The sequence below is a fragment of the Pseudoxanthomonas sp. 22568 genome (assembly GCF_052044485.1).
Taxonomy (GTDB): Bacteria; Pseudomonadota; Gammaproteobacteria; order Xanthomonadales; family Xanthomonadaceae; genus Pseudoxanthomonas_A; species Pseudoxanthomonas_A beigongshangi.
In genome coordinates this window covers 123,544-144,334 of record NZ_JBQENC010000007.1, presented here as the reverse complement: position 1 = coordinate 144,334, position 20,791 = coordinate 123,544, and the positions used below count along the sequence as shown (strand labels likewise).

The 20,791-nt window shown below is 66.8% G+C and carries 23 protein-coding genes and 1 tRNA gene; 21 read left to right on the top strand and 3 right to left on the bottom strand.

The genetic code is table 11. The annotated features are described in order from the left end of the window. Positions 1-64 precede the first annotated feature (64 nt). The 19 genes from aspS (at position 65) to ACTJI2_RS10935 (ending at position 16,177) form a co-directional block, all read left to right on the top strand. Positions 65-1,840, top strand: coding sequence for an aspartate--tRNA ligase (aspS, locus tag ACTJI2_RS11025; RefSeq protein WP_183638949.1), 1,776 nt, complete (start codon positions 65-67; stop codon positions 1,838-1,840). 119 nt (positions 1,841-1,959) lie between these two features. After that, on the top strand, positions 1,960-2,241 hold the full coding sequence (locus tag ACTJI2_RS11020) for a DNA primase (RefSeq protein ID WP_203323112.1): 282 nt from the start codon (positions 1,960-1,962) through the stop codon (positions 2,239-2,241). A gap of 2 nt (positions 2,242-2,243) precedes the next feature. Next, positions 2,244-2,765, top strand: a complete 522-nt coding sequence (locus ACTJI2_RS11015; protein ID WP_440842154.1) for an N-acetyltransferase family protein — start codon at positions 2,244-2,246, stop codon at positions 2,763-2,765. A 108-nt stretch (positions 2,766-2,873) separates the two neighbouring features. Then, complete coding sequence (locus ACTJI2_RS11010; protein WP_440842090.1) at positions 2,874-3,596, top strand: esterase/lipase family protein; 723 nt, start codon at positions 2,874-2,876, stop codon at positions 3,594-3,596. A 38-nt stretch (positions 3,597-3,634) separates the two neighbouring features. Continuing rightward, positions 3,635-4,366, top strand: coding sequence for a YebC/PmpR family DNA-binding transcriptional regulator (locus ACTJI2_RS11005; protein ID WP_183638943.1), 732 nt, complete (start codon positions 3,635-3,637; stop codon positions 4,364-4,366). A gap of 138 nt (positions 4,367-4,504) precedes the next feature. After that, complete coding sequence (gene ruvC / locus ACTJI2_RS11000) at positions 4,505-5,026, top strand: crossover junction endodeoxyribonuclease RuvC (RefSeq protein WP_141455742.1); 522 nt, start codon at positions 4,505-4,507, stop codon at positions 5,024-5,026. Between the two features lie 106 nt (positions 5,027-5,132). Continuing rightward, positions 5,133-5,714, top strand: coding sequence for a Holliday junction branch migration protein RuvA (gene ruvA / locus ACTJI2_RS10995; RefSeq protein ID WP_440842089.1), 582 nt, complete (start codon positions 5,133-5,135; stop codon positions 5,712-5,714). A 49-nt stretch (positions 5,715-5,763) separates the two neighbouring features. Then, positions 5,764-7,701 (top strand): potassium transporter Kup, encoded by a 1,938-nt coding sequence (locus ACTJI2_RS10990; RefSeq protein ID WP_192197941.1) that lies wholly within the window; start codon positions 5,764-5,766, stop codon positions 7,699-7,701. A gap of 89 nt (positions 7,702-7,790) precedes the next feature. After that, positions 7,791-8,831 (top strand): Holliday junction branch migration DNA helicase RuvB, encoded by a 1,041-nt coding sequence (ruvB, locus tag ACTJI2_RS10985; protein WP_183638937.1) that lies wholly within the window; start codon positions 7,791-7,793, stop codon positions 8,829-8,831. Between the two features lie 42 nt (positions 8,832-8,873). Continuing rightward, entirely contained in the window at positions 8,874-9,320 is a 447-nt protein-coding gene (gene ybgC / locus ACTJI2_RS10980) for a tol-pal system-associated acyl-CoA thioesterase (RefSeq protein WP_318287680.1), read from the top strand. 27 nt (positions 9,321-9,347) lie between these two features. Further along, positions 9,348-10,115: a protein TolQ gene (gene tolQ / locus ACTJI2_RS10975; protein ID WP_183638933.1), complete on the top strand. Its 768-nt coding sequence runs from the start codon at positions 9,348-9,350 to the stop codon at positions 10,113-10,115. Between the two features lie 12 nt (positions 10,116-10,127). Further along, the gene (tolR, locus tag ACTJI2_RS10970; protein ID WP_192197939.1) at positions 10,128-10,568 is read left to right on the top strand and encodes a protein TolR; all 441 of its coding nucleotides are present in this window, start codon (positions 10,128-10,130) and stop codon (positions 10,566-10,568) included. Continuing rightward, on the top strand, positions 10,558-11,568 hold the full coding sequence (gene tolA, locus ACTJI2_RS10965) for a cell envelope integrity protein TolA (RefSeq protein ID WP_183641185.1): 1,011 nt from the start codon (positions 10,558-10,560) through the stop codon (positions 11,566-11,568). Before tolR ends, tolA begins: the two co-directional genes overlap by 11 nt. Positions 11,569-11,671: 103 nt before the next feature. Further along, on the top strand, positions 11,672-12,991 hold the full coding sequence (gene tolB / locus ACTJI2_RS10960; RefSeq protein WP_183638928.1) for a Tol-Pal system beta propeller repeat protein TolB: 1,320 nt from the start codon (positions 11,672-11,674) through the stop codon (positions 12,989-12,991). A gap of 52 nt (positions 12,992-13,043) precedes the next feature. Continuing rightward, positions 13,044-13,559, top strand: a complete 516-nt coding sequence (pal, locus tag ACTJI2_RS10955) for a peptidoglycan-associated lipoprotein Pal (RefSeq protein WP_141455750.1) — start codon at positions 13,044-13,046, stop codon at positions 13,557-13,559. A gap of 12 nt (positions 13,560-13,571) precedes the next feature. Then, positions 13,572-14,381 carry a tol-pal system protein YbgF gene (ybgF, locus tag ACTJI2_RS10950; protein WP_440842153.1) on the top strand — a complete coding sequence of 270 codons (810 nt, stop codon included), beginning with the start codon at positions 13,572-13,574 and terminating at the stop codon, positions 14,379-14,381. A 131-nt stretch (positions 14,382-14,512) separates the two neighbouring features. After that, complete coding sequence (gene queE / locus ACTJI2_RS10945) at positions 14,513-15,187, top strand: 7-carboxy-7-deazaguanine synthase QueE (RefSeq protein WP_183638926.1); 675 nt, start codon at positions 14,513-14,515, stop codon at positions 15,185-15,187. 181 nt (positions 15,188-15,368) lie between these two features. Next, positions 15,369-16,034: a 7-cyano-7-deazaguanine synthase QueC gene (gene queC, locus ACTJI2_RS10940; RefSeq protein WP_183638925.1), complete on the top strand. Its 666-nt coding sequence runs from the start codon at positions 15,369-15,371 to the stop codon at positions 16,032-16,034. A 67-nt stretch (positions 16,035-16,101) separates the two neighbouring features. After that, positions 16,102-16,177: transfer RNA gene (locus ACTJI2_RS10935), tRNA-Lys, on the top strand. Between the two features lie 155 nt (positions 16,178-16,332). Here ACTJI2_RS10935 and ACTJI2_RS10930 read toward each other — a convergent pair. Beyond that, complete coding sequence (locus ACTJI2_RS10930) at positions 16,333-17,412, bottom strand: hypothetical protein (RefSeq protein WP_440842088.1); 1,080 nt, start codon at positions 17,410-17,412, stop codon at positions 16,333-16,335. 176 nt (positions 17,413-17,588) lie between these two features. Continuing rightward, a complete protein-coding gene (locus ACTJI2_RS10925) occupies positions 17,589-18,284 on the bottom strand; it encodes a class I SAM-dependent methyltransferase (RefSeq protein ID WP_318287677.1) in 696 nt (231 codons plus the stop codon). A gap of 167 nt (positions 18,285-18,451) precedes the next feature. Here ACTJI2_RS10925 and ACTJI2_RS10920 point away from each other — a divergent pair, with 167 nt between their 5' ends. Then, positions 18,452-19,075 (top strand): glutathione S-transferase family protein, encoded by a 624-nt coding sequence (locus tag ACTJI2_RS10920; protein WP_318287676.1) that lies wholly within the window; start codon positions 18,452-18,454, stop codon positions 19,073-19,075. A 135-nt stretch (positions 19,076-19,210) separates the two neighbouring features. Continuing rightward, complete coding sequence (locus ACTJI2_RS10915) at positions 19,211-20,110, top strand: TolB family protein (protein ID WP_318287675.1); 900 nt, start codon at positions 19,211-19,213, stop codon at positions 20,108-20,110. A 75-nt stretch (positions 20,111-20,185) separates the two neighbouring features. Here ACTJI2_RS10915 and ACTJI2_RS10910 read toward each other — a convergent pair whose 3' ends face one another. Next, on the bottom strand, positions 20,186-20,659 hold the full coding sequence (locus tag ACTJI2_RS10910; protein ID WP_318287674.1) for a hypothetical protein: 474 nt from the start codon (positions 20,657-20,659) through the stop codon (positions 20,186-20,188). Between the last annotated feature and the right edge of the window lie 132 nt (positions 20,660-20,791).

The following is a 20,791-nucleotide window of genomic DNA, read 5'->3' as shown; positions in this document are numbered from 1 at the left end:
GACCCGGGCCGGGTTAGACTATGCGGCTTTCCGGCCCTCGCCGGATGCAACTCGCGGAGCCCCCATGCGTACCCATTACTGCGGCCTCATCAACGAGGCCATGATCGGCCAGACCGTCACCCTGTGCGGCTGGACCGACGTTGCCCGCAACCTCGGCGGCGTGTGCTTCATCGACCTGCGCGACCACGAAGGCATCGTGCAGGTGACGGTGGAGCCGGCGGCTGGCGATCGGAATGCCGCGGACGTGTTCGCGGTGGCCGCGGACCTGGGCTATGAGGACGTGTTGCAGGTCGAAGGCGTGGTGCGCGCGCGCCACAGCGTCAACGAGAAGATTCCCACCGGCAAGGTGGAAATCGTCGCCACCCGCATCAGCGTGCTCAACAAGGCGCAGCCGCTGCCGTTCCACGCGCACGAGAACGCCGGCGAGGACATCCGCCTGAAGTATCGCTACCTGGACCTGCGCCGTCCGGAGATGCAGCGCATGCAGCGCACCCGCATCCGCCTGGTGCAGGCGCTGCGCCGCTGGCTGGACGCCCGTGGCTTCCAGGACATCGAGACGCCGATCCTGACCAAGGCCACGCCGGAAGGCGCGCGCGACTTCCTGGTGCCGGCGCGCCTGCATCCGGGCGAGTTCTACGCGCTGCCGCAGTCGCCGCAGCTGTTCAAGCAGATCCTGATGGTCGCCGGCTTCGATCGCTATTACCAGATCGCTCGCTGTTTCCGCGACGAGGCGCTGCGCGCCGATCGCCAGCTGGAATTCACCCAGCTGGACATGGAGTTCGCCTTCGTGCGCGAGCGCGACGTGCAGGACACCGTGGAAGGCATGATCCGCGACATCTTCAAGGAGGTGATGTCCGTCGATCTGGCCGAGCCCTTCCCGCGCATGACCTGGGCCGAGGCGATGCGCCGCTACGGTTCGGACAAGCCCGACCTGCGCATCGACCTGGAACTGGTCGATGTCGCCGAACTGGTCAAGGACAGCGAATTCGCCGTGTTCTCGGCCGCCGCCGCGGATCCGGACGGCCGCGTCGCCGCGCTGCGCGTCCCGGGCGGCGCCAGCCTGTCGCGCAAGCAGATCGACGAGTATGCCGCGCATGCCGCCAAATACGGCGCCAAGGGCCTGGCCTACATCAAGATCGCCGACAACGGCGAAGTCAGCTCGCCGATCCAGAAATTCTTCGGCGAGGAAGCGTTCTCGGCGTTGGTCGCGCACGTTGGCGCCGGCAACGGCGACATCGTGTTCTTCGGCGCGGGCGGCTACAACAAGGTCTCCGACTTCATGGGTGCGCTGCGCCTGAAGGCCGGCAAGGAATTCGGTCGCGTCGCCGAAGGCTGGCGTCCGCTGTGGGTCACCGATTTCCCGATGTTCGAGTGGGACGAGGAAGCGCAACGCTACGTGGCCCTGCATCATCCCTTCACCGCGCCGGCGGTGGACGACATCGCCGACCTGCGCGCGAACGCGAAGACCGCGGTGTCGCGTGGCTACGACATGGTGCTCAACGGCAACGAGATCGGCGGCGGTTCGATCCGCATCCATCGCCCCGACATGCAGAGCGCGGTGTTCGAGCTGCTGGGCATCGGCGCGGAAGAGGCGGAGGCCAAGTTCGGCTTCCTGCTGGACGCGCTGAAATTCGGTGCGCCGCCGCACGGCGGCATCGCCTTCGGCATCGACCGCATCGCCGCGCTGATGGCGGGCACCGAATCGATCCGCGACGTGATCCCGTTCCCCAAGACCACCACCGCGCAGTGCCTGATGACCGGCGCACCCTCGCCGATTCCCGACGAGCAATTGGCGGAACTGCACATCCAGGTGCGGCCGGTCGCGCCGAAGGCGCAGTAATCCGTCGCCTGGCCCCGCATTCGCGGGGCCGGGTTCCGCGAATCGTTCTTCCATTCGTCTGGTGGCAATCGCCGCCTGATTCCCCGCCAGGGGATTTTCTCTACTTCCGGAGTATTGGCATGACCGAGTTTGCATTCGCATTGCAGTGGGAAAAGCTGGGCAACGAGGGCACCGAGCCGGGGCTGGTGACCGAACGCGCCCGCGTGTTCGGCGGCTGGGTGGTGCGCATCGGTACCTCGCCGGCGGCGATGGCGCTGACCTTCGTGCCGGACGGCGAGGGCCGCTGGGATGGCGAGGACTTCGGCGAGGACGACTACGAGTACGAGGACGAGGAAGAAGGCGAGGACGACGAGGACGCCGAAGAGGAAGACGAGTCGGACGAGGACGACGAGGAAGAGTGAGCGTGGAGATCCGCCGCGCCACCCCGGATGACGCCGGAACCCTGTCGGCGCTGGCGGCGCGCACCTTCGTCGAGACCTTCGGCCACCTGTATCCGCCGGAGGACCTGCAGGCGTTCCTCGCGGACGCCTACGCGGTGGACAAGCAGCGGATCATCCTGAGCCACCCCGACTACGCGGTGTGGCTGCTGGAAGCCGACGGCGTGGCGGTCGGCCACGCCGCGGCCGGCCCGTGTGGCCTGCCGCATCCGGACGTCGTCGCCGGTGACGGCGAACTCAAGCGCCTGTACGTGCTGAAGACGCACCAGAACGGCGGCTGGGGCGCGCGCCTGTGCGACACCGCGCTGGCCTGGCTGGAACGTGACGGCCCGCGCACGCTGTGGATCGGCGTGTGGTCGCAGAACTTCGGCGCCCAGCGCTTCTATGCCCGCTATGGTTTCGAAAGGGTGGGCGACTACGAGTTTCCGGTCGGCCGCGTGCGCGACCACGAGTTCATCCTGCGACGGACCGCGCACACGCGGCCCTGAGCCGCGCGGCCAGCCTTCCCCGCGAGATCCGGTTGGGGGCTGCGCCTGCGGAGCATCCCTCCACGCGCCCGGTTGGCGGGTGGAGCGGGAATCGGAGAGACTGCGGGCATGGTCAAATCCGCGTCCGCTCTCCCCCGCGTCCTCATTCTTCATGGCATCTGGAATGCGCGCTCGTGGGTGGCGCCGCTGGCGTGGCGGCTGCGCGCGGAAGGATTCGATGCCGAGGTGTTCGGCTATGACAGCGTGTTCGGCGGTCCCGAAGCCGCGATTCCGCGCCTGATCGACCATTTGCGGTCCACTGGCGGCCCCATCGGCCTGGTTGGCCACAGCCTGGGCGGCGTGATCGCCCTGGAAACCCTGCGCCAGGCGCCGGATCTGCCGGTGCCGCGGGTGGTCTGCCTGGGCTCGCCGCTGCGCGGCAGCCTGACCGCGCGGAATCTCGCCAGCCATCCCTGGAGCGTGCATGCGCTCGGCCGCAGTGGACCGTTGCTGCTGTCCGGCTGCGCAGCCTGGCAGGGCCCGGCGCAGGTGGGCGTGGTGGCCGGCAACGTCGCGCGTGGTTTCGGCCGCCTGCTGGCCCGGTTCGAAGGGGAATCCGACGGCACCGTGTCGGTGGAGGAAACCCGCCTGGCGGGCCTGGCCGACCACTGCATCGTCGCCGCCAGCCACACCGGCCTGGTGTTCTCCGCCGATGCCGCGCGCCAGGCCGCGAATTTCCTGCGCCACGGACGTTTCGCCCATCCGGAAACGCGTGGAACCGGAGCCGGAACACTGCCCGGAGCGGCGGCCGGAACACGAGCCGATAACGGCCGCGCCGGCGCGATGGAGTAGAATCGCCGCCCCGTCAGCAGCCTTGTTCCGGAAGACCCATGGGTAGAGGACCCTCGATCGAAGCCCGCAAGAATGCCAGCGACGCCAAACGCGGCAAGATCTTCACCAAGATCATCCGCGAGATTGGCGTGGCCGCGAGGGCGGGCGGGGGCGATCCCAACAACAATCCGCGCCTGCGGGTGGCGGTGGACAAGGGCCTGGTGGCCAACATGTCCAAGGACGTGATCGAGCGCGCCATCAAGAAAGCCACCGGCGAGCTGGAAGGCGTGGTCTACGAGGAAGTGCGCTACGAAGGCTACGCGCCCGGCGGGGTGGCGGTGATCGTCGACTGCCTGACCGACAACCGCGTGCGCACGGTGGCCGACGTCCGCCACGCCTTCAGCAAGTGCGGCGGCAACATGGGCACCGAAGGCTCGGTCGCGTTCATGTTCAAGCGACTGGGTGTTCTGAGTTATGCGCCGGGCGCCGACGAGGAAAAAATCACCGAGGCCGCCATCGAGGCCGGCGCGGACGACGTGGTGGTGTATCCCGACGACGGCTCCATCGACGTCATCACCGCGCCCGACGCCTTCCAGGCCGTGAAGGACGCCATGGACGCCACCGGCCTGTCGGCCGACCAGGCCGAAGTCACCTTCCGCGCCGACAACGACATCGCCGTGCAGGGCGACACCGCCAAGCAGGTGGTGAAACTGCTGGACATGCTCGAAGACCTGGATGACGTGCAGAACGTCTATTCCAACGCCGAACTCGGCGCGGATGCGTATGCGTAACAGCGACGGGAATCGGGAATCGGGAATGGAAAATCGTCAGCCAGTCCTCTTCCCGGGCTCAACCGAGAAAGATTCCGTTGCGGGGATCCGCTTTCGCTCTTTCGATTCCCGATTCCCGATTCCCCATTCCCGCCCAGAATGACCCGCATCCTAGGCATCGATCCGGGTTCGCAGCGCACGGGCGTCGGCATCATCGACGTGGATGGCGCGGGGCGGACGACGCATGTGCACCATGCGCCGCTGGTGTTGCTGGGCGCGGAGGATTTTCCGCAGCGGCTCAAGTGCCTGCTGACCGGGCTGGCCGAGATCATCGAGACCTGGCGGCCGGACGAGGTGGCGATCGAGAAGGTGTTCATGGCGCGCAATCCGGATTCGGCGCTGAAACTGGGCCAGGCGCGCGGCGCGGCGATCTGCGCGGTGGTGCTGCGCGATCTGCCGGTGCACGAATACGCGGCCAAGGAAGTGAAACTGGCCGTGGTCGGCAAGGGCAGCGCCGAGAAGCACCAGATCCAGCACATGGTCGGCATCATGCTGGGCCTGCACGGCAAGCTGCAGGCCGACGCCGCCGACGCCCTGGCCGTGGCGATCACCCACGCGCACGTGCGCGCCACCGCCAACCGCCTGGGCGTCAATGCCCGCCAAGCATGGAGCCGCAAGTGATGCTGTGCGGGAATCGAGAATGGGGAATGGGGAATGGATGGAGGCCGTTGCGGCGCTCTTCCGATTCTCCATTCCCGATTCCCTATTCCCGTGCCCGGAGGGCAGCATGATCGGACGACTGCGCGGCATTCTTTCGCACAAGCAGCCCCCGTGGCTGATCATCGACGTGGGCGGGGTGGGGTATGAGCTGGAGGCGCCGATGAGCACCTTCTACGATCTGCCCGACGTCGGCCGCGAGGTCACCCTGTTCACCCACTACGCGCAGAAGGAAGACAGCGTGTCGCTGTACGGCTTCCTGCGCGAGGGCGAGCGGCGCCTGTTCCGCGACGTGCAGAAAGTCAGCGGCATCGGCGCCAAGATCGCGCTGGCGGTGCTGTCCGGCGTCAGCGTCGACGAGTTCGCGCGACTGGTCCAGTCCAGCGACGTGACCGCGCTGACCCGCATCCCCGGCATCGGCAAGAAGACCGCCGAGCGCATGGTGGTGGAACTGCGCGATCGCGCCGCGGATCTGGGCGGCGGCGGGACCAGCGCCAGCCTGCCGGTGGATCCGCAATCCGAAGCCACCATCGCCCTGCAGCAATTGGGCTACAAGCCGGCCGAGGCCGCCCGCATGGCCCGCGATGCCACCGGCAGCGGCGACGATGCGGCGACGATCATCCGCAAGGCCCTGCAGTCGGCCCTGCGCTGAACTGTTTAGAGCCTTTCCTCACTTACCGCGCGCTAGCCTTTACCCCGCCATGTCCGCATCCGCTTCCTCCCATTCGGCCGCTTCGTCCTCCGGCGGCCACGGCCACGGCCATTCGCACGGCACGCCGCAGGGCCTGCCCGGCCTGGTCATCGCCGCGGCCGGCGTGGTGTTCGGCGACATCGGCACCAGCCCGCTGTACACGCTGAAGGAAGCGTTCTCCGAACACTTCCACCTGCAGGCCAACCACGACACGGTGCTGGGCATCCTGTCACTGGTGTTCTGGGCGATGATGATCGTGGTGACGGTGAAGTACGTCTCCATCATCATGCGCGCCGACAACGAGGGCGAGGGCGGCATCATGGCGCTGATGGCGCTGACCCAGCGCACCCTCAAGAAGGGATCGCGCACCGCCTACGTGGTCGGCATCCTCGGCATCTTCGGCGCCTCGCTGTTCTTCGGCGACGGCGTGATTACCCCCGCCATCTCCGTGCTGGGCGCGGTCGAGGGCCTGGAGGTCGCCGCGCCGGCGCTGGATCGCTTCATCGTGCCGATCACCATCGTGATCCTGCTGGCGGTGTTCCTGGTCCAGCGGTTCGGCACGCAGAAGGTGGGCCGGGTGTTCGGGCCGATCATGGTGATCTGGTTCCTGTCGCTGGCCGCGATCGGCATCGGCAACATCATCGACGCGCCGGAAGTGCTCAAGGCGCTCAACCCGCTGTGGGGTGCCCGTTTCTTCATCGACCACGGCTGGCAATCGGTCCTCATCCTCGGCGTGGTGGTGCTGGCCGTCACCGGCGGCGAGGCGCTGTATGCCGACATGGGCCATTTCGGCATCAAGCCGATTCGCTACGCCTGGTACATCCTGGTGCTGCCGTGCCTGTTCCTGAACTATCTGGGGCAGGGCGCGTTCGTGCTGGAGCATCCGGCGGCGGTAGTGAATCCGTTCTATGAAGCAGTGCCGCGCTGGGCGCTGTACCCGATGATCGTGATGGCCACGCTGGCGGCGGTGATCGCCTCGCAGGCGGTCATCACCGGCGCGTTCTCGGTGGCGCGCCAGGCGATGCAGCTGGGCTACATCCCGCGCATGCAGATCAAGCACACCTCGCACGACACCATCGGCCAGATCTACATCCCCGGGATCAACTGGATCCTGATGGTCGCGGTGCTGACCGTGGTGCTGATGTTCCAGGATTCGACCCGCCTGGCCGCGGCCTACGGCATCTCGGTGTCCGCGACCATGCTGATCGACACCCTGCTGCTGGCGCTGGTGGCGCGGGCGCTGTGGCCGAAGGGCAGCGGCGTGGTCATCGCGCTGTGCGTGGTGTTCTTCGTGGTCGACGTCGGCTTCGTGTTCGCCAATGGCGCCAAGTTCTTCCAGGGCGCCTGGTTCCCGGTGGTGCTGGGCATCGTCGTGTTCACCCTGCTGCGCACCTGGCGCCGCGGCCGCGAGCTGCTCAGCGCCGAGATCCGCAAGGAAGGCATCCAGCTGGATACCTTCCTGCCGGGCCTGATGCTGGCGCCGCCGGTGCGGGTGCCGGGCACGGCGGTGTTCCTGACCGCCCAGACCGGCATGGTTCCGCACGCGCTGCTGCACAACCTCAAGCACAACAAGGTGCTGCACGAGCGCAACGTATTCCTGACCGTGGAAACCCTGCCGGTGCCGTTCGCGCCGATGGAAAAGCGCCTGAAGATCGACTCCATCGGCGACGAGTTCTACCGGGTCATCGTCAAGTTCGGCTTCATGGAGACCCCGGACGTGCCGCAGGCGCTGATGCGTTCCTGCGACCGTGGCGGCATCTACTTCGATCCGATGGAGACGACCTATTTCGCCAGCCGCGAGAGCATCGTCGCCACCGCCCATCGCGGCATGCCGGTCTGGCGCGACAAGCTGTTCGCGGTCATGCACCGCAACGCGGCGCCGGCGACCGGATTCTTCCGTATTCCGGGCAACCGGCTGGTCGAGCTGGGCGCGCAGGTCGAGATCTGAGCGCCGCATCGCACAGCGCATGACCGGAAGGGCCGGACCCGCGCGGGCGCCGGCCCTTTTTCCATGGCGGTTTGCCCCATAATGGCGGCATGACCGAAGACCGCATCATCGCCTCCGGCGCCACCCGCGAAGACGAAGCCATCGAGGCCAGCATCCGGCCCAAGCGGCTGGACGAGTATCTCGGCCAGAAACCGGTGCGCGAGCAACTGGACATCTACATCCAGGCGGCCAAGGGACGCGGCGAAGCGCTGGATCACGTGCTCATCTTCGGGCCGCCGGGGCTGGGCAAGACCACCCTGAGCCACGTCATCGCCAACGAGCTGGGCGTCAACATGCGGGTCACTTCCGGCCCGGTGATCGAGAAGGCCGGTGATCTGGCCGCGCTGTTGACCAACTTGCAGCCGCACGACGTGCTGTTCGTGGACGAGATCCATCGCCTGTCGCCGGTGGTCGAGGAAGTGCTGTACCCGGCCATGGAGGATTTCCAGATCGACATCATGATCGGCGAGGGGCCGGCCGCCCGTTCGATCAAGCTGGACCTGCCGCCGTTCACCCTGGTCGGCGCGACCACCCGCGCCGGCCTGCTGACCGCGCCGCTGCGCGACCGTTTCGGCATCGTCCAGCGGCTGGAGTTCTACAGTGCCGAGGAGCTGACCAGCATCGTGCGCCGTTCGGCCCGTATCCTCGGCATCGACTGCGAGCCACAGGGGGCAGCCGAAATCGCGCGGCGTTCACGTGGCACGCCGCGTATCGCCAACCGACTGCTGCGACGGGTCCGCGACTACGCCCAGGTGCGTGCCACCGGCCACATCGACCACGCGGTCGCCGATGCGGCCATGCAGATGCTGAAAGTGGACCCGGAGGGCTTCGACGAACTGGATCGGCGCATGCTGCGGACCATCATCGACAGCTTCGACGGTGGCCCGGTGGGCGTGGAATCGCTGGCGGCGGCCCTGTCCGAGGAACGCGGCACGCTGGAGGACGTCATCGAGCCCTACCTGATCCAGCAGGGTTTCCTGATCCGCACCGCGCGTGGCCGCATGGCCACCTCCAAGGCCTACCGGCACCTGGGCCTGAAACCCCGCCGGGAACTGGAACTGGGCGGCGGCGGCAATGACGAACTGTTCTGAGCCGATGGCCCGGTACCCCGTTTTGTCCGGAGAAGCCTGCCTTTGAGCGCCCAATCGCAGACCAATGACCCCGTTTCCCGGCTATTCAGTTGGCCGACACGCGTCTATTGGGAAGATACCGACGCTGGCGGCGTGGTCTATCACGCGCAGTACGTGGCGTTCCTGGAACGTGCGCGGACGGAATGGCTGCGCGCGCGCGGCCACAGCCAGGAGTGGCTGCGCGGGGACCATGACCTGGTCTTCGCGGTCCGCGCGATGACGCTGGATTTCCTGAAACCGGCGCGCCTGGACGACCTGCTGCAGGTGGAACTCGTGTTACGCCGGTGCAAGCGCGCCAGTGTCGTCTTCGCCCAGCGCATCCTGCGCGGCGAGGACGTCCTGCTGACGGCAGAGGTGAAGGTCGCGGCGCTTTCCGCCGCGGGATTCAGACCCAAACCGCTGCCCGAAGCGTTGTATGAAGAATTCAAGTTGTTCGAAACGCCGAACTGACCAATCCGAAACATCGAGGAATACCGGATGATCGCACCGCTCCTGGCCGCCGTGGTCGAAGCCCTGCCCGAGGACACTGCCGCCGCCGCCGTCCAGGCGACCGCCGCCGCCACCCACAGCGGCATCAACTACCTGGAGCTGATGCTCAAGGCCAGCCTGCCGGTCAAGCTGATCGTCGTGCTGCTGCTGCTGGGCTCCCTGATCAGCTGGATCATCATTTTCCGCAAGGCGCGGGTATTCAAGGCCGCCAACCGCGACGCCGATGACTTCGAGAGCCGGTTCTGGTCCGGCGCCGAACTGAGCAAGCTGTACGCCAGCGCGGCCGACCGCAACCGGGTGGTCAGCGGACTGGAGGCGATCTTCGAAGCCGGCTTCCGCGAATTCGCCCGCCTGCGCGACAAGCGCAAGCTGGACCCGCGCGCCCAGTTGGAAGGCGCCCAGCGCGCCATGCGCGCGACCTACGCGCGCGAGGTCGATCAGCTGGAACGCAACCTGGAGCTGCTGGCCAACATCGGCTCCACCGCGCCGTACGTGGGTCTGGTCGGCACCGTGTTCGGCATCATGGTCACCATGCACGACATGCTCAACAGCGGCGAGCAGGCGGGCATCGCCTCGGTCGCGCCGGGCATTTCCGAAGCGCTGTTCGCCACCGCCATCGGCCTGTTCGTGGCGATTCCGGCGGTGTGGGCCTACAACCGCTTCACCACCCGGGTCGAGCGCATCTCGGTGCGTTATGAAACCTTCGCCGAGGAGTTCAGCTCGATCCTGCAGCGCCAGTCCTCGGGCGACGAATAAGCGGAGTCCGCCATGACCGCCGCCATCTCCCGCGTGCGCAAGCGCCGCAAGCTCAAGTCCGAAATCAACGTCGTGCCGTACATCGACGTGATGCTGGTGCTGCTGATCATCTTCATGGTGACCGCGCCACTGCTGACCCTCAGCGTGGACGTGGACCTGCCCAGGTCGAACGCCCGTTCGGTCGAGAGCAAGAAGGATCCGATCATCGTCAGCGTCAACGCCGACGGCGCCTATACGCTGACCCTGGAAAGCGGCAAGCCGGAGCGCCTGGACGGCGTGACCCTGGCCGCCAAGCTCAAGGCCTTCGTCAGCCAGAATCCCGATGCGCCGGTGTTCGTCGCCGCGCCGGGCCATTCTGATTACCAGAAGGTCATGGACACGATGGTGATGTTGCAGCAGGCCGGGGTGAAGAAGGTCGGCCTGATGAGCCAGCCCGGTGGCAATGCACGCTGACGCGCTCCCCCCCCGGCATCGTCCCGAAGAAGACGATCTTGCCGTTCCGGTCGCACTCGCGATCGGCGTGCATGCGCTGATCGCGCTGCTGTTCCTCGCCGCCTACCTGTGGTCGCCCTCGCACGACTTCGACGCGGCCGCCGGTTCGCCGGTGATCGAGGCTTCGCTGGAGATCTCCAGCGCCGATATCCGCTCGGCCCAGCAAGCGATGGAAAACGCGCCCAAGCCGGAGCCGATGCCGACCCCGATCGAGGAAACCGCCGAGGAGGAGACGGTGCCGCCGCCTCAGCCGCTGCCCGAGCCGCGCCCGCAGGACTCGCCGGTGGCGCCGCAGCAGCAGGCGCAGGAACGCATCCCCGTCCCGGACACCGAGGACCAGGACGCCGCCAGTCGCCTGGCCATTTCCCAGGAAAAGGCGCTGAAGGAGCAGGAAGAGAAGCGTCGCCAGGAACAGATCGACCTGACCGAGCGCGAGCGCCAGCAGGAGGCCGAGCGCAAGCAGCGGCTGGCCAAGCAGCAGGAAGAGGCCGAGCGCGACAAGAAGCTGGCCGACCTGCGACGCCGCCGCGAGCAGGCCGCCCGCGAGGCGCAGATGGCCGAGCAGAAGCTGCGCCAGTTGCAGAACGTGCAGGCCCAGCGCGCCAGCACCACGGCCAGCGCGGCGACTCCCGCCGCCAGCCGCAGCGGCGGCCAGCCGGGGCAGGGCGGCACCAGCAACGATCTGACCGCGCAGTACGCCGCCGCCATCCAGCGGGCGGTGCTCAACCAGTGGATCCGCCCGGACAGCGTGCCGGTCGGCCAGCGGTGCCGCATCACCATCCGCCAGTTGCCCGGCGGCGAAGTCATCGACGCCAAGGTCGACCCGAGCTGCCCCTACGACGAGGCCGGCCGGCGCTCGGTGGAGGCCGCGGTGCTGCGCGCCCAGCCCCTGCCGTACCGTGGATTCGAGAATGTTTTCCAGCGCACCCTGAATTTCACGTTCGAAGCGCAGGATCGCTGAGAGAATCGCGTTCCTGAACAGGCGCCGTTCACGATTGCGAAAACGTTCACGCGCAAGCTGGTATCCCTTTCCGTTCAGACAGACCGAGAACCCCCGACCTGCCATGAAAAAACTGCCGCGCTGGCTTTCCGCCCTGACCCTCCTGCTGCTGTCGTTCGCCGCTGCCGCCCAGGAGCGTGGGCTGGACATCGACATCATCGGCGGCAATGCCTCGGCGCTGCCCATCACCATCGTGCCGATGCCGTACCAGGGCTCGGCGGGCGCCCCGCAGACCGACGTGGCCGGCGTGGTGCGCGCGGACCTGGAGCGTTCCGGCTCCTTCCGCACCCTGCCGGAGGCCAGCATCGTCGAACGCCCGACCCGTGGCAGCGAGGTCCAGTATCCGACCTGGCGCGCGCTCAAGCAGGACTATCTGGTGGTGGGCCGCGTGGTCGACGCCGGTGACGGCGGCTACCGGGTCGAGTACGAACTGTTCGACGTGGCCAAGCAGGAGCGCCTGCTGGGACTGGCGATGACCGCGCGCGCCAACGCCATGCGCGATGTCGCCCACCAGATGGCCGACGCCATCTACGAGAAGATCCTCGGCATCCCGGGTGCGTTCTGGACCCGCATCGCCTACGTCACCGCCAGCGGCGCAGGCAAGGGCGCGCGCTATGCGCTGATGATCGCCGACTCCGACGGTTTCAACCCGCAGACCGTGGTGCGCTCCTCCGAGCCGCTGCTGTCGCCGTCGTGGGCTCCCGATGGCCGTCGACTGGCCTATGTGAGCTACGAGGGCGGCAACTCGGCCGTGTTCGTCCAGGACATCACCACCGGCGCACGCCAGAAGGTCTCGGGCTTCCGCGGCATCAATGGTTCGCCGTCGTTCTCGCCGGATGGCAACCGGCTGGCGCTGACCCTGTCGCGCAGTGGCAATCCGGAAATCTACGTGATGGACATCGCCAGCCGGCAGCTGCGCCAGCTGACCAACCAGTCCAGCATCGACACCGAGCCGGTCTGGAGCCCGGATGGCGGCAGCATCTACTTCACCTCCGATCGCGGCGGCCGTCCGCAGATCTACCAGGTGCCGGCCAGCGGCGGTTCCGCGAGCCGGGTAACGTTCGAAGGCAGCTACAACGCCTCGGCGAAGATCTCCTACGATGGCAAGAAGATCGCCGTGGCGCAGGGCAGCGGCAATACCTACCGCATCGCCCTGATGGATCGCAGCCTGGGCTCGCCGCGCTGGTCCACCCTGTCGCCGGGCTCGCTGGACGAGTCCCCCAGCTTCGCGCCCAACGCCAGCATGGTCCTGTATGCCGCCCGCGAAGGTGGAAGAGGCGTACTGTATGCGGTCTCCGCCGACGGCCGGGTCCGCCAGCGCCTGGTGCTGGCCGATGGCGATGTGCGCGAGCCGGCATGGTCGCCGTACCGCGCAAAGCGTTAAGATAACGTCTACGGTTTTACCCCCATCCCTGCGAGAAGCCGAAGGAATGACGATGAACAATACTGCCCGCGTTTTGATGCTGTCCCTGATGTCCGTGGCCGTGCTGGCCGGTTGCAAGAAGGCTGTGAAGGAAACCCAGCCGACCGACACCACCACCACCGTCCCGACCACCCCGACCGAGCCCACCACTTCCGGCGTCTACGGCCCGAACGACCTGGACACCGACGCCTGCCTGCGCCAGCGCGTGGTGTACTTCGATCTGGACCAGGATTCGCTGAAGCCGGAATTCCAGGCCATCATGGGCTGCCACGCCAAGTACCTGCGTGACCGTCCGTCCTCGCGCATCACCCTGGAAGGCCATGCCGACGAGCGCGGCAGCCGCGCCTACAACCAGGGTCTGGGCGAGCGCCGTGGCAACGCCGTGTCGTCCGCGCTGCAGGCCAACGGCGGCTCCGGCAGCCAGCTGAGCGTGGTGAGCTACGGTGAAGAGCGTCCGATCTGCACCGAATCCAACGAGTCGTGCTGGGCGCAGAACCGTCGCGTCGAGATCGTCTACACCGCCAAGTAAGCGATGAGCGCGATGTCGATCGGCAAGCGTTTCCTGCTGGTCACGGCGGCGGTCCTGGTGGCCGCCGCTCCCGCCTGGGCGCAACGCCAGAGTCTGGCGGACCGCGTCGCGGCGCTGGAGGCCAAGGCCAACAATTCCCAGGCCAACATGGAATTGTTGAACCGCCTGAGTCAGCAGGAAGGCGAAATCCGCGAACTGCGTGCGCAGATCGAGAAGCTCCAGCACGATCTGCAGGAGTTCCAGCAGCGCAATCGTGATCAGTACCTGGATCTGGATGGCCGGCTGAACCGCATGGAAGGCGGTGCCGCGCCGCCCGTGGCGGTGCCCGCGACCAGCAGTAGCGGCGGCACCCCGCCCACGACCCCGCCGGTGGCCGCCAATGTCGAACCGGCGCCCTCCGTGCATGGCGATCCCGGATCCCTGGCCCAGGCCGGGGATGAACGTACCGCCTACAACCAGGCGTTCGACAAGCTGAAGTCCGGCGACTATGTCGGCTCCGCCCAGCTGTTCACGGCCTTCCTGCAGGCGTATCCCAGCGGAGTCTACGCGCCCAACGCGCTGTACTGGCTGGGCGAGAGCTACTACGTCACCCAGAATTACGCGTTGGCCGCGGAGCAGTTCCGCGCGCTGATGGAGCGCTATCCCACCCACGACAAGGCTCCGGGTTCGCTGCTCAAGCTGGGCCTGTGCGAATACGGCCTGGGCAAGGTCGACGCCGCCGAGCGCACCCTGGCCGACGTGGTCAGCCGCTATCCCGGCAGCGATGTCGCCCGTACCGCCGACGATCGACTGAAGGCCATCCAGCTCGGCCGACTGCGCTGAGTCCGTGCAAGGGAAAGGCCGGCCGCGGTCCGCGGTCGGAACGGCACGCGCCCCCGGCCGCGGCCGTCGCTGAACGCAATCCACCCCCACCGCCCGACGGCCGCCGCGCCGACAGGCGATAATGTGCCGTCATGAACGCCGTCCCCACGTCCGAGCCCGTTGCCCAGGAACGCCTGAAGCTGACGGAAATCTTCCTGTCCCTGCAGGGCGAGGCCAACACCGCCGGCTGGCCCACGGTGTTCGTGCGCCTGACCGGCTGCCCGCTGCGTTGCCAGTACTGCGATACCGAGTACGCGTTCTATGGCGGCCAGTGGTGGGACATCGATGCGATCCTGGCCGAAGTCGCCCGCCACGGTGTCCGCCATGTCTGTGTGACCGGCGGCGAACCACTGTCCCAGAAGCGCTGCCTGATCCTGCTGCGCCGGCTCTGCGACGCGGGCTACGACGTCTCGCTTGAGACTTCCGGCGCGCTCGACATTGCGGAGGTCGATTCGCGGGTTTCGCGGGTGGTCGACCTGAAGACCCCCGGCTCGCGTGAAATGGCCCGCAACCGGCTGGAGAACCTGCCACTGCTGACCCCGCGCGATCAGGTGAAGTTCGTCCTGTGCGGACGCACCGACTACGACTGGGCGCGCGGGATGGTGGCCGAGCACCGGCTCGCCGAGCGCTGTGACGTGCTGTTTTCGCCTTCCAAGTCCGAACTGGAGCCGCGCCAGCTGGCCGACTGGATCGTCGAGGATCGGCTGCCGGTACGTTTCCAGATGCAATTGCACAAGCTGCTCTGGAACGACGAGCCGGGCCGGTAGCGATGGGCGTACGTGCGCGGCCTGGTGCGTCGCGCGAAAATCCCCCGTAGCCCTTTGACCAGCCACTCGGCTGTCGAGAAGCGTTGTAAAAATGGGCGAAAGCCGGATGCTTTTCCCGATTCCCGATTCCCGATTCCCGATTCCCGATTCCCGATTCCCGATTCCCGATTCCCGATTCCCCATGAAAAAAGCCGTCGTTCTTCTCTCAGGTGGCATGGATTCCGCCGTCGTCGTCGCCATCGCCCGCGAGCAGGGCTATGCCGTGCATGCGCTGAGCGTGCGCTATGGCCAGCGCCACACCTCGGAGCTGGAAGCCGCGGACCGGGTCGCGCGTTCGCTGGGCGCGGTCGCGCACAAGACCGTGCATGTCGACCTGCGCAGCATCGGCGGATCCGCGCTCACCGACGACATCGACGTGCCTGAAGCCGGCGGCGGCGGGATTCCGGTGACCTACGTGCCGGCCCGCAACACCATCATGCTGTCGGTGGCGCTGGGCTGGGCCGAGGTGCTGGGCGCGGCGGACATCTTCTGTGGCGTCAACGCGGTCGATTACTCCGGCTATCCCGATTGCCGGCCGGAATTCATCGAGGCCTTCGAGAAACTCGCCAACCTGGCCACCAAGGCCGGCGTGGAAGGCGCGGGCCTGCGCGTGCACGCGCCGCTGATGAGGATGGGCAAGGACGACATCGTGCGCGAGGGCCTGCGCCTGGGCGTGGACTTCTCGGAGACGGTCTCGTGCTACCAGGCCGACGAACAGGGCCGCGCCTGCGGCCACTGCGACGCCTGCCGCCTGCGCGCAGCGGGTTTTGCCGATGCCGGCGTGGCCGACCCGACCCGATACGCCTGAACCCCGGATTTTTCAGCCGCCCCCAAGCTGGGTTAGAATTCGCACCCCGGCGCAACGCCGGGTGCATGGGCCGTTAGCTCAGTCGGTAGAGCAGAAGACTTTTAATCTTTTGGTCGAAGGTTCGAATCCTTCACGGCCCACCATTTCGATGCAGACGGTTGAAGGCGCGCGAGCGCCTTTTTTCGTGGTCGCGGAACACTGGCAGGCGGGCAGGAAGGACCTTGGGGAACCCCATGAAGGGCTCCCCTCCCGTGCAGCGGCTCCACCTGCTGCATGCGGGCGGGCTGGACCGTTGCGGCTACAACACCACCCGGTACAGGGTGCCGCCGAAGTACACGTACCAGCTGCCCTGCAGCCAAGCACCGCCGGTGCCTTCGGCAAAGGGTGAAACCAGCACGGGCGCCGCGCCGGGCCGTCCCAGGTAGAGATAGCCATTGCTGACGAACATCACCTGGCCCCCCGCGATCGCATGGATCGATGCGTCCGCATCCGCCCGCGAGACCGCCGTCAGCTGGCCCTGCGGAGAGCGCAGCCAGACCTGCCTGACGGTGTTGCCGTTCACGGTGTTCAAACGAGTGAAACCGACCCATCCACTGCTGGGGAAATAGTCCGCGCGGGGCGTGAAGTAGTCGCTGCTGGCATCGCGCAGGATCACTTCGCCGAGATTGTCGTTGTACAAGACGATCTGCGAGGCCGTGGTCGACACCTGCTTGCGGTAGATCACGTTGATGCCGTCGGTCAACGGATTGAAGTGCGAATAGGTCGGATCGTGGGTCAGTTGCACGGTCTGCCCGGCCCGGTAGCGGAACACGTTGTAGGGCGCCGGCCCTTCGGTGTAGACGACTTCGCCTCCGTCGCCGACATCGGCCAGATCGGCGACGCGGCCGTTGCCGACCAGGGTGTCCTTGTAGAGCATCACGTCGCGCAGGTTCAGGTAGCGTCCCGGGCGCCAGGTCGGCCAGATGACATAGCGCTTGTTGTTCGGACTGACGCGCATGCCACGTGGCGTTCCATCATTTCCCAACGGCGCGGCGGCGCCGTTCCATTCGTACACCGACGTTTCGTCGTCCTCGGTGATCCCGTACACCACGCCACGCGCGGTCAGCTTTTCGTAACCCGGCGTATGGCCTGTCGGATCCGGGACCGTGCGCAGGCTCCCCGTCGCGCGGTTGTAGACCTTCAGCAGTGGCCGGCCATCCTCGATGACGAAGAACAGGATGCGTTGCGGGGTGACGTCGGTGATGGTGCCGTCGACTGCGGTCACGTACTCGAGGCGGGCGGCCTGGCTGGAGAGCGGGATTGCGACGGCAAGCAGTGCGAGTGCCGTGCGAACCAGAAACAACGTAGGGAACTGCCGCATGATGATGCGCATGTCCATGGCGGGCTCAGCAGTATCGTCGTCTTGACGGGAGCCGAGCGTGCGAGTGTGTCCGTGAAACGGATGTCAAGCAGATTCAGGAATGGCGCCGATGCCATCCACGTTTCGAGGAGTCGTCATTGGATGAAAAAAGCCCGGCACGTGGCCGGGCCTTGTTTCATCCAGGCATCGAACGCTCAGGTGTCGTATCCGACTTGCCCCAAGGTGAAGCCGCGGGTCTTGCGTATCGCCAACTGGTTGGTCACGCCGAGCAGTTCGTAGTGTCCCGCCAACGTGGCGAGCATGCCGTCGACACCCAGCTTGGGCGTTTCCGTGGGAACGCTGGCGATCTGGCGTTCCAGTGCGTCGCGGCGCCAGTCGCGCCCCCGCAGCTTGGCCCAGTTGCGCACCAGTGCGTTCGGCTTGCGGGGCGCCTGCTTCGGCGGAACCCACAGATAGTCGTCGAAGATCATCACGCCGCCGACCTTCAGCAGTGGCCAGGTCATCACGCCATCGGCAAGTGCGCCGAAAGCAGAATGCCAGCCGTCGATGTAGATGAAATCGAACTCGCCTTCGATCCGGCGCAATGAATCGAAGCTGTAACCCGGATGCTCGGTGATCCGATCGGCGAAGGCGGCCGTGTTTTGACGGAACCGCGCGTGGTAGTCGCCATAAACGGGATCGGGGGCGAACAAATCGACGCAATCGACGCGTGCGCCCACGCCGGTGAGGATGTGCTGGCACAGCCACAGCGTGGAGCGACCTTCGAAACTGCCAATTTCCAGCGCACGGATGCCTGGCCGATCACGGAAACCGCCCAGCCATTGCTGCCAGTGCGGGATGTTGTGATCGAACCAGTTCTCGCTGTATGGGTTCTGCGTCTGTTCCGGCATTGCTTCCTTCAACACAATGTGAGTTCCCCCTGCCCGTTTGCCACGGGCTGGGCGGATTTTAAGCGGATCCGCCTTGGCACGCGATGGCCTGCGCCGCCGGGTGCGGCAGCAGGCTCCGGGGCGCTAAGGTAGCGTGCCCGCGCCCGGCGGGCGTACGGACACGAATCATGTTGAAAATCCTGGGAAAGTCGACCTCCATCAACGTCCGCAAAGTGCTCTGGCTGTGCGAGGAACTCGGCTTGCCCTTCGAGCTGGAGGAGTGGGGCAGCGGCCACCGCTCCACTTCGGAACCCGAATTCCTGGCGTTGAATCCCAACGCGCTGGTGCCGGTGATCCGCGATGGCGGGCAGGTGCTATGGGAGTCGAACACGATCTGCCGCTACCTGGCCGGCCGCGAGCAACGCGACGATCTGCTGCCACGGGCGCCGGCCGAGAGGGCCAGGGTCGAGCAATGGATGGACTGGCAGGCCACGGAACTCAACAACGCCTGGCGCTACGCCTTCATGGCACGGGTGCGACAGAGTCCCGAGCACGCCGATCCCGCGCAAATCGAAGCCAGCGTGCGGGAGTGGAACCGGCGGATGGGTATCCTCGATGCGCAGCTGGCCAGGACCGGCGCGCATGTTGCCGGCGATGCCTTCACCGTGGCGGACATCGTGGTGGGGCTGTCGGTCAACCGCTGGAAGATGACCCCGATGGAGCGTCCGGAAATGCCGGCGGTGACCGCCTACCTGCATCGGCTGGAAGCGCGGCCGGGTTTCCGCCGACATGGCGGCAATGGCATTCCCTGACCGGCAGGCCTCCTGACCCGGATGCGCGCGCGGGAAAGCGGTTGGTCACTCGCCGCGATGCGTTCGTCACAGCCGCATGGCGGCCGGGGCCGGCGGCGCGGACAGTGCAAAACACCATCCGCACGAGGGACTTCCATGAAGCACGTCGCTCCGTTGTCCGCCGCCGTTGCATTGGTCCTGGCGCTACCGGCCTGGGCGGCCAAGCCGCCGCCGCCGGTTTGCCTGGGACCGGCCCAGGTATTCGCCCCGGGAGTCATCAATACGCCTGGGCTCAATGAAGGCCGACTGGCATTCACTCCGGATCGGCAGACGATCTACTGGCACGTCAACGAGATCCCGGGCCCGCCCGGATCCGACGCACTATTCACCATCATGACCGCCCAGCGCACCGCGACCGGCTGGTCGACCCCGGACGTGGCCTCGTTCTCCGGCCTTGGCCAGTTCGCCGATTCGGACCCGGTCGTCTCGCTGGATGGCCAGCGACTGGTGTTCTCGTCCAACCGGCCCGGGAACCAGGGCCCCTATCCACTCAACGACCTTTGGGTGGTCGAGCGCACCGGCTCGGGCTGGAGCGAACCGGTCAATCTGGGACCGAATGTCAACAGCCCCTACAACGAGCTGTATGCCAGCCTGGATCGCGCCGGCAACCTGTATTTCGCCAGCGATCGCGACCGCGGGCAGTGGGACATCTACCGGAGCCTGCGCCAGCCGGATGGCGGTTATGGCCCGGCGATGTCGATCGGCCCGGGCGTGGATCATTCCCACCTGTGGGAATTCAATCCGCAGATCTCGCCGGACGGCCGCAGCCTGTTGTATTCCACGGTGGGCCGGCAGGACGGGCTGGGTGATGTCGATATCTATCTCAGCCGTATCGAGCGCAACGGCCGGCTCGGCAATCCGGTCAACGTGGGAAGCTGCGTCAACAGCGCGGGAACCGAATTCCATCCGACCATGCTGTGGGACTCCAACGAGCTGTACTTCGCGCGCGTCCATGAAACGATCGATTTGATGGTGGCGCCGATCGAGATGCCGTGAGCGAGTTGTGGGAGGCCGAACGAAAGAGGCGCCGGAAGGCGCCTCTTTTTTCTTGAGGGGGTGATGCGGTGCGGATCAGGGCCGCATCGGCGTACCGCCGAAGCCACGCGGCGGCGGCGGTCCCACGTCGCCGGGCAGCCGTCGATAGCCATGGAAGCCAGGACCGTCGTACCGGCTCACGCCGATGTTGAGGTTGAACGCGCGGGACTCGCCCTCGTCGTTGTTGTAGGACTTGCAAAGGTTGATGTTGGCGGCGTTCCAGTGGCTGCTGCCATAGCCCTTGGTATAGCCGATGCCGGTGGCGACGCTGCCGGAGACATCGACCTTGCCGTCATCCTCGTCGACCGGCTTGCCGCAGGCATTGCGGGCCACCGGCGCCGGACGCAGCGCGCGGGCCGGGCGTCCGCTGGTGTCGCCGTAGTAGGTGCCGGGCGGGTCGGCCGAATAGAGCGCGGGCCGGGGCAGGGTGAGATCGAGGGACTCCGCCGATTGGGCCAGGGCGCCTCCGGAAGCCAACAGACTTAGCAGCAGCAGGGCGATTGCCTTCATGGGGGGCCTCGGTCGAATGCGGATCAGTACGCGATCCATGCGCCAGTCGCCAGACGCTAGCAGCCGCTGCTTGAACCCAGGCTGGCTTCCGGCATGAACTTTCCGGCTAGGACGAAGGTCACGGTGACTTGA

Coding starts and splice junctions, on each gene's coding strand:
- aspS (WP_183638949.1), top strand. CDS start 65: ATGCGTACCCATTACTGCGGCCTCATCAACGAGGCCATGATCGGCCAG.
- ACTJI2_RS11020 (WP_203323112.1), top strand. CDS start 1,960: ATGACCGAGTTTGCATTCGCATTGCAGTGGGAAAAGCTGGGCAACGAG.
- ACTJI2_RS11010 (WP_440842090.1), top strand. CDS start 2,874: ATGGTCAAATCCGCGTCCGCTCTCCCCCGCGTCCTCATTCTTCATGGC.
- ACTJI2_RS11005 (WP_183638943.1), top strand. CDS start 3,635: ATGGGTAGAGGACCCTCGATCGAAGCCCGCAAGAATGCCAGCGACGCC.
- ruvC (WP_141455742.1), top strand. CDS start 4,505: ATGACCCGCATCCTAGGCATCGATCCGGGTTCGCAGCGCACGGGCGTC.
- ruvA (WP_440842089.1), top strand. CDS start 5,133: ATGATCGGACGACTGCGCGGCATTCTTTCGCACAAGCAGCCCCCGTGG.
- ACTJI2_RS10990 (WP_192197941.1), top strand. CDS start 5,764: ATGTCCGCATCCGCTTCCTCCCATTCGGCCGCTTCGTCCTCCGGCGGC.
- ruvB (WP_183638937.1), top strand. CDS start 7,791: ATGACCGAAGACCGCATCATCGCCTCCGGCGCCACCCGCGAAGACGAA.
- tolQ (WP_183638933.1), top strand. CDS start 9,348: ATGATCGCACCGCTCCTGGCCGCCGTGGTCGAAGCCCTGCCCGAGGAC.
- tolR (WP_192197939.1), top strand. CDS start 10,128: ATGACCGCCGCCATCTCCCGCGTGCGCAAGCGCCGCAAGCTCAAGTCC.
- tolA (WP_183641185.1), top strand. CDS start 10,558: ATGCACGCTGACGCGCTCCCCCCCCGGCATCGTCCCGAAGAAGACGAT.
- tolB (WP_183638928.1), top strand. CDS start 11,672: ATGAAAAAACTGCCGCGCTGGCTTTCCGCCCTGACCCTCCTGCTGCTG.
- pal (WP_141455750.1), top strand. CDS start 13,044: ATGAACAATACTGCCCGCGTTTTGATGCTGTCCCTGATGTCCGTGGCC.
- ybgF (WP_440842153.1), top strand. CDS start 13,572: ATGTCGATCGGCAAGCGTTTCCTGCTGGTCACGGCGGCGGTCCTGGTG.
- queE (WP_183638926.1), top strand. CDS start 14,513: ATGAACGCCGTCCCCACGTCCGAGCCCGTTGCCCAGGAACGCCTGAAG.
- queC (WP_183638925.1), top strand. CDS start 15,369: ATGAAAAAAGCCGTCGTTCTTCTCTCAGGTGGCATGGATTCCGCCGTC.
- ACTJI2_RS10930 (WP_440842088.1), bottom strand. CDS start 17,412: ATGGACATGCGCATCATCATGCGGCAGTTCCCTACGTTGTTTCTGGTT.
- ACTJI2_RS10925 (WP_318287677.1), bottom strand. CDS start 18,284: ATGCCGGAACAGACGCAGAACCCATACAGCGAGAACTGGTTCGATCAC.
- ACTJI2_RS10920 (WP_318287676.1), top strand. CDS start 18,452: ATGTTGAAAATCCTGGGAAAGTCGACCTCCATCAACGTCCGCAAAGTG.
- ACTJI2_RS10915 (WP_318287675.1), top strand. CDS start 19,211: ATGAAGCACGTCGCTCCGTTGTCCGCCGCCGTTGCATTGGTCCTGGCG.
- ACTJI2_RS10910 (WP_318287674.1), bottom strand. CDS start 20,659: ATGAAGGCAATCGCCCTGCTGCTGCTAAGTCTGTTGGCTTCCGGAGGC.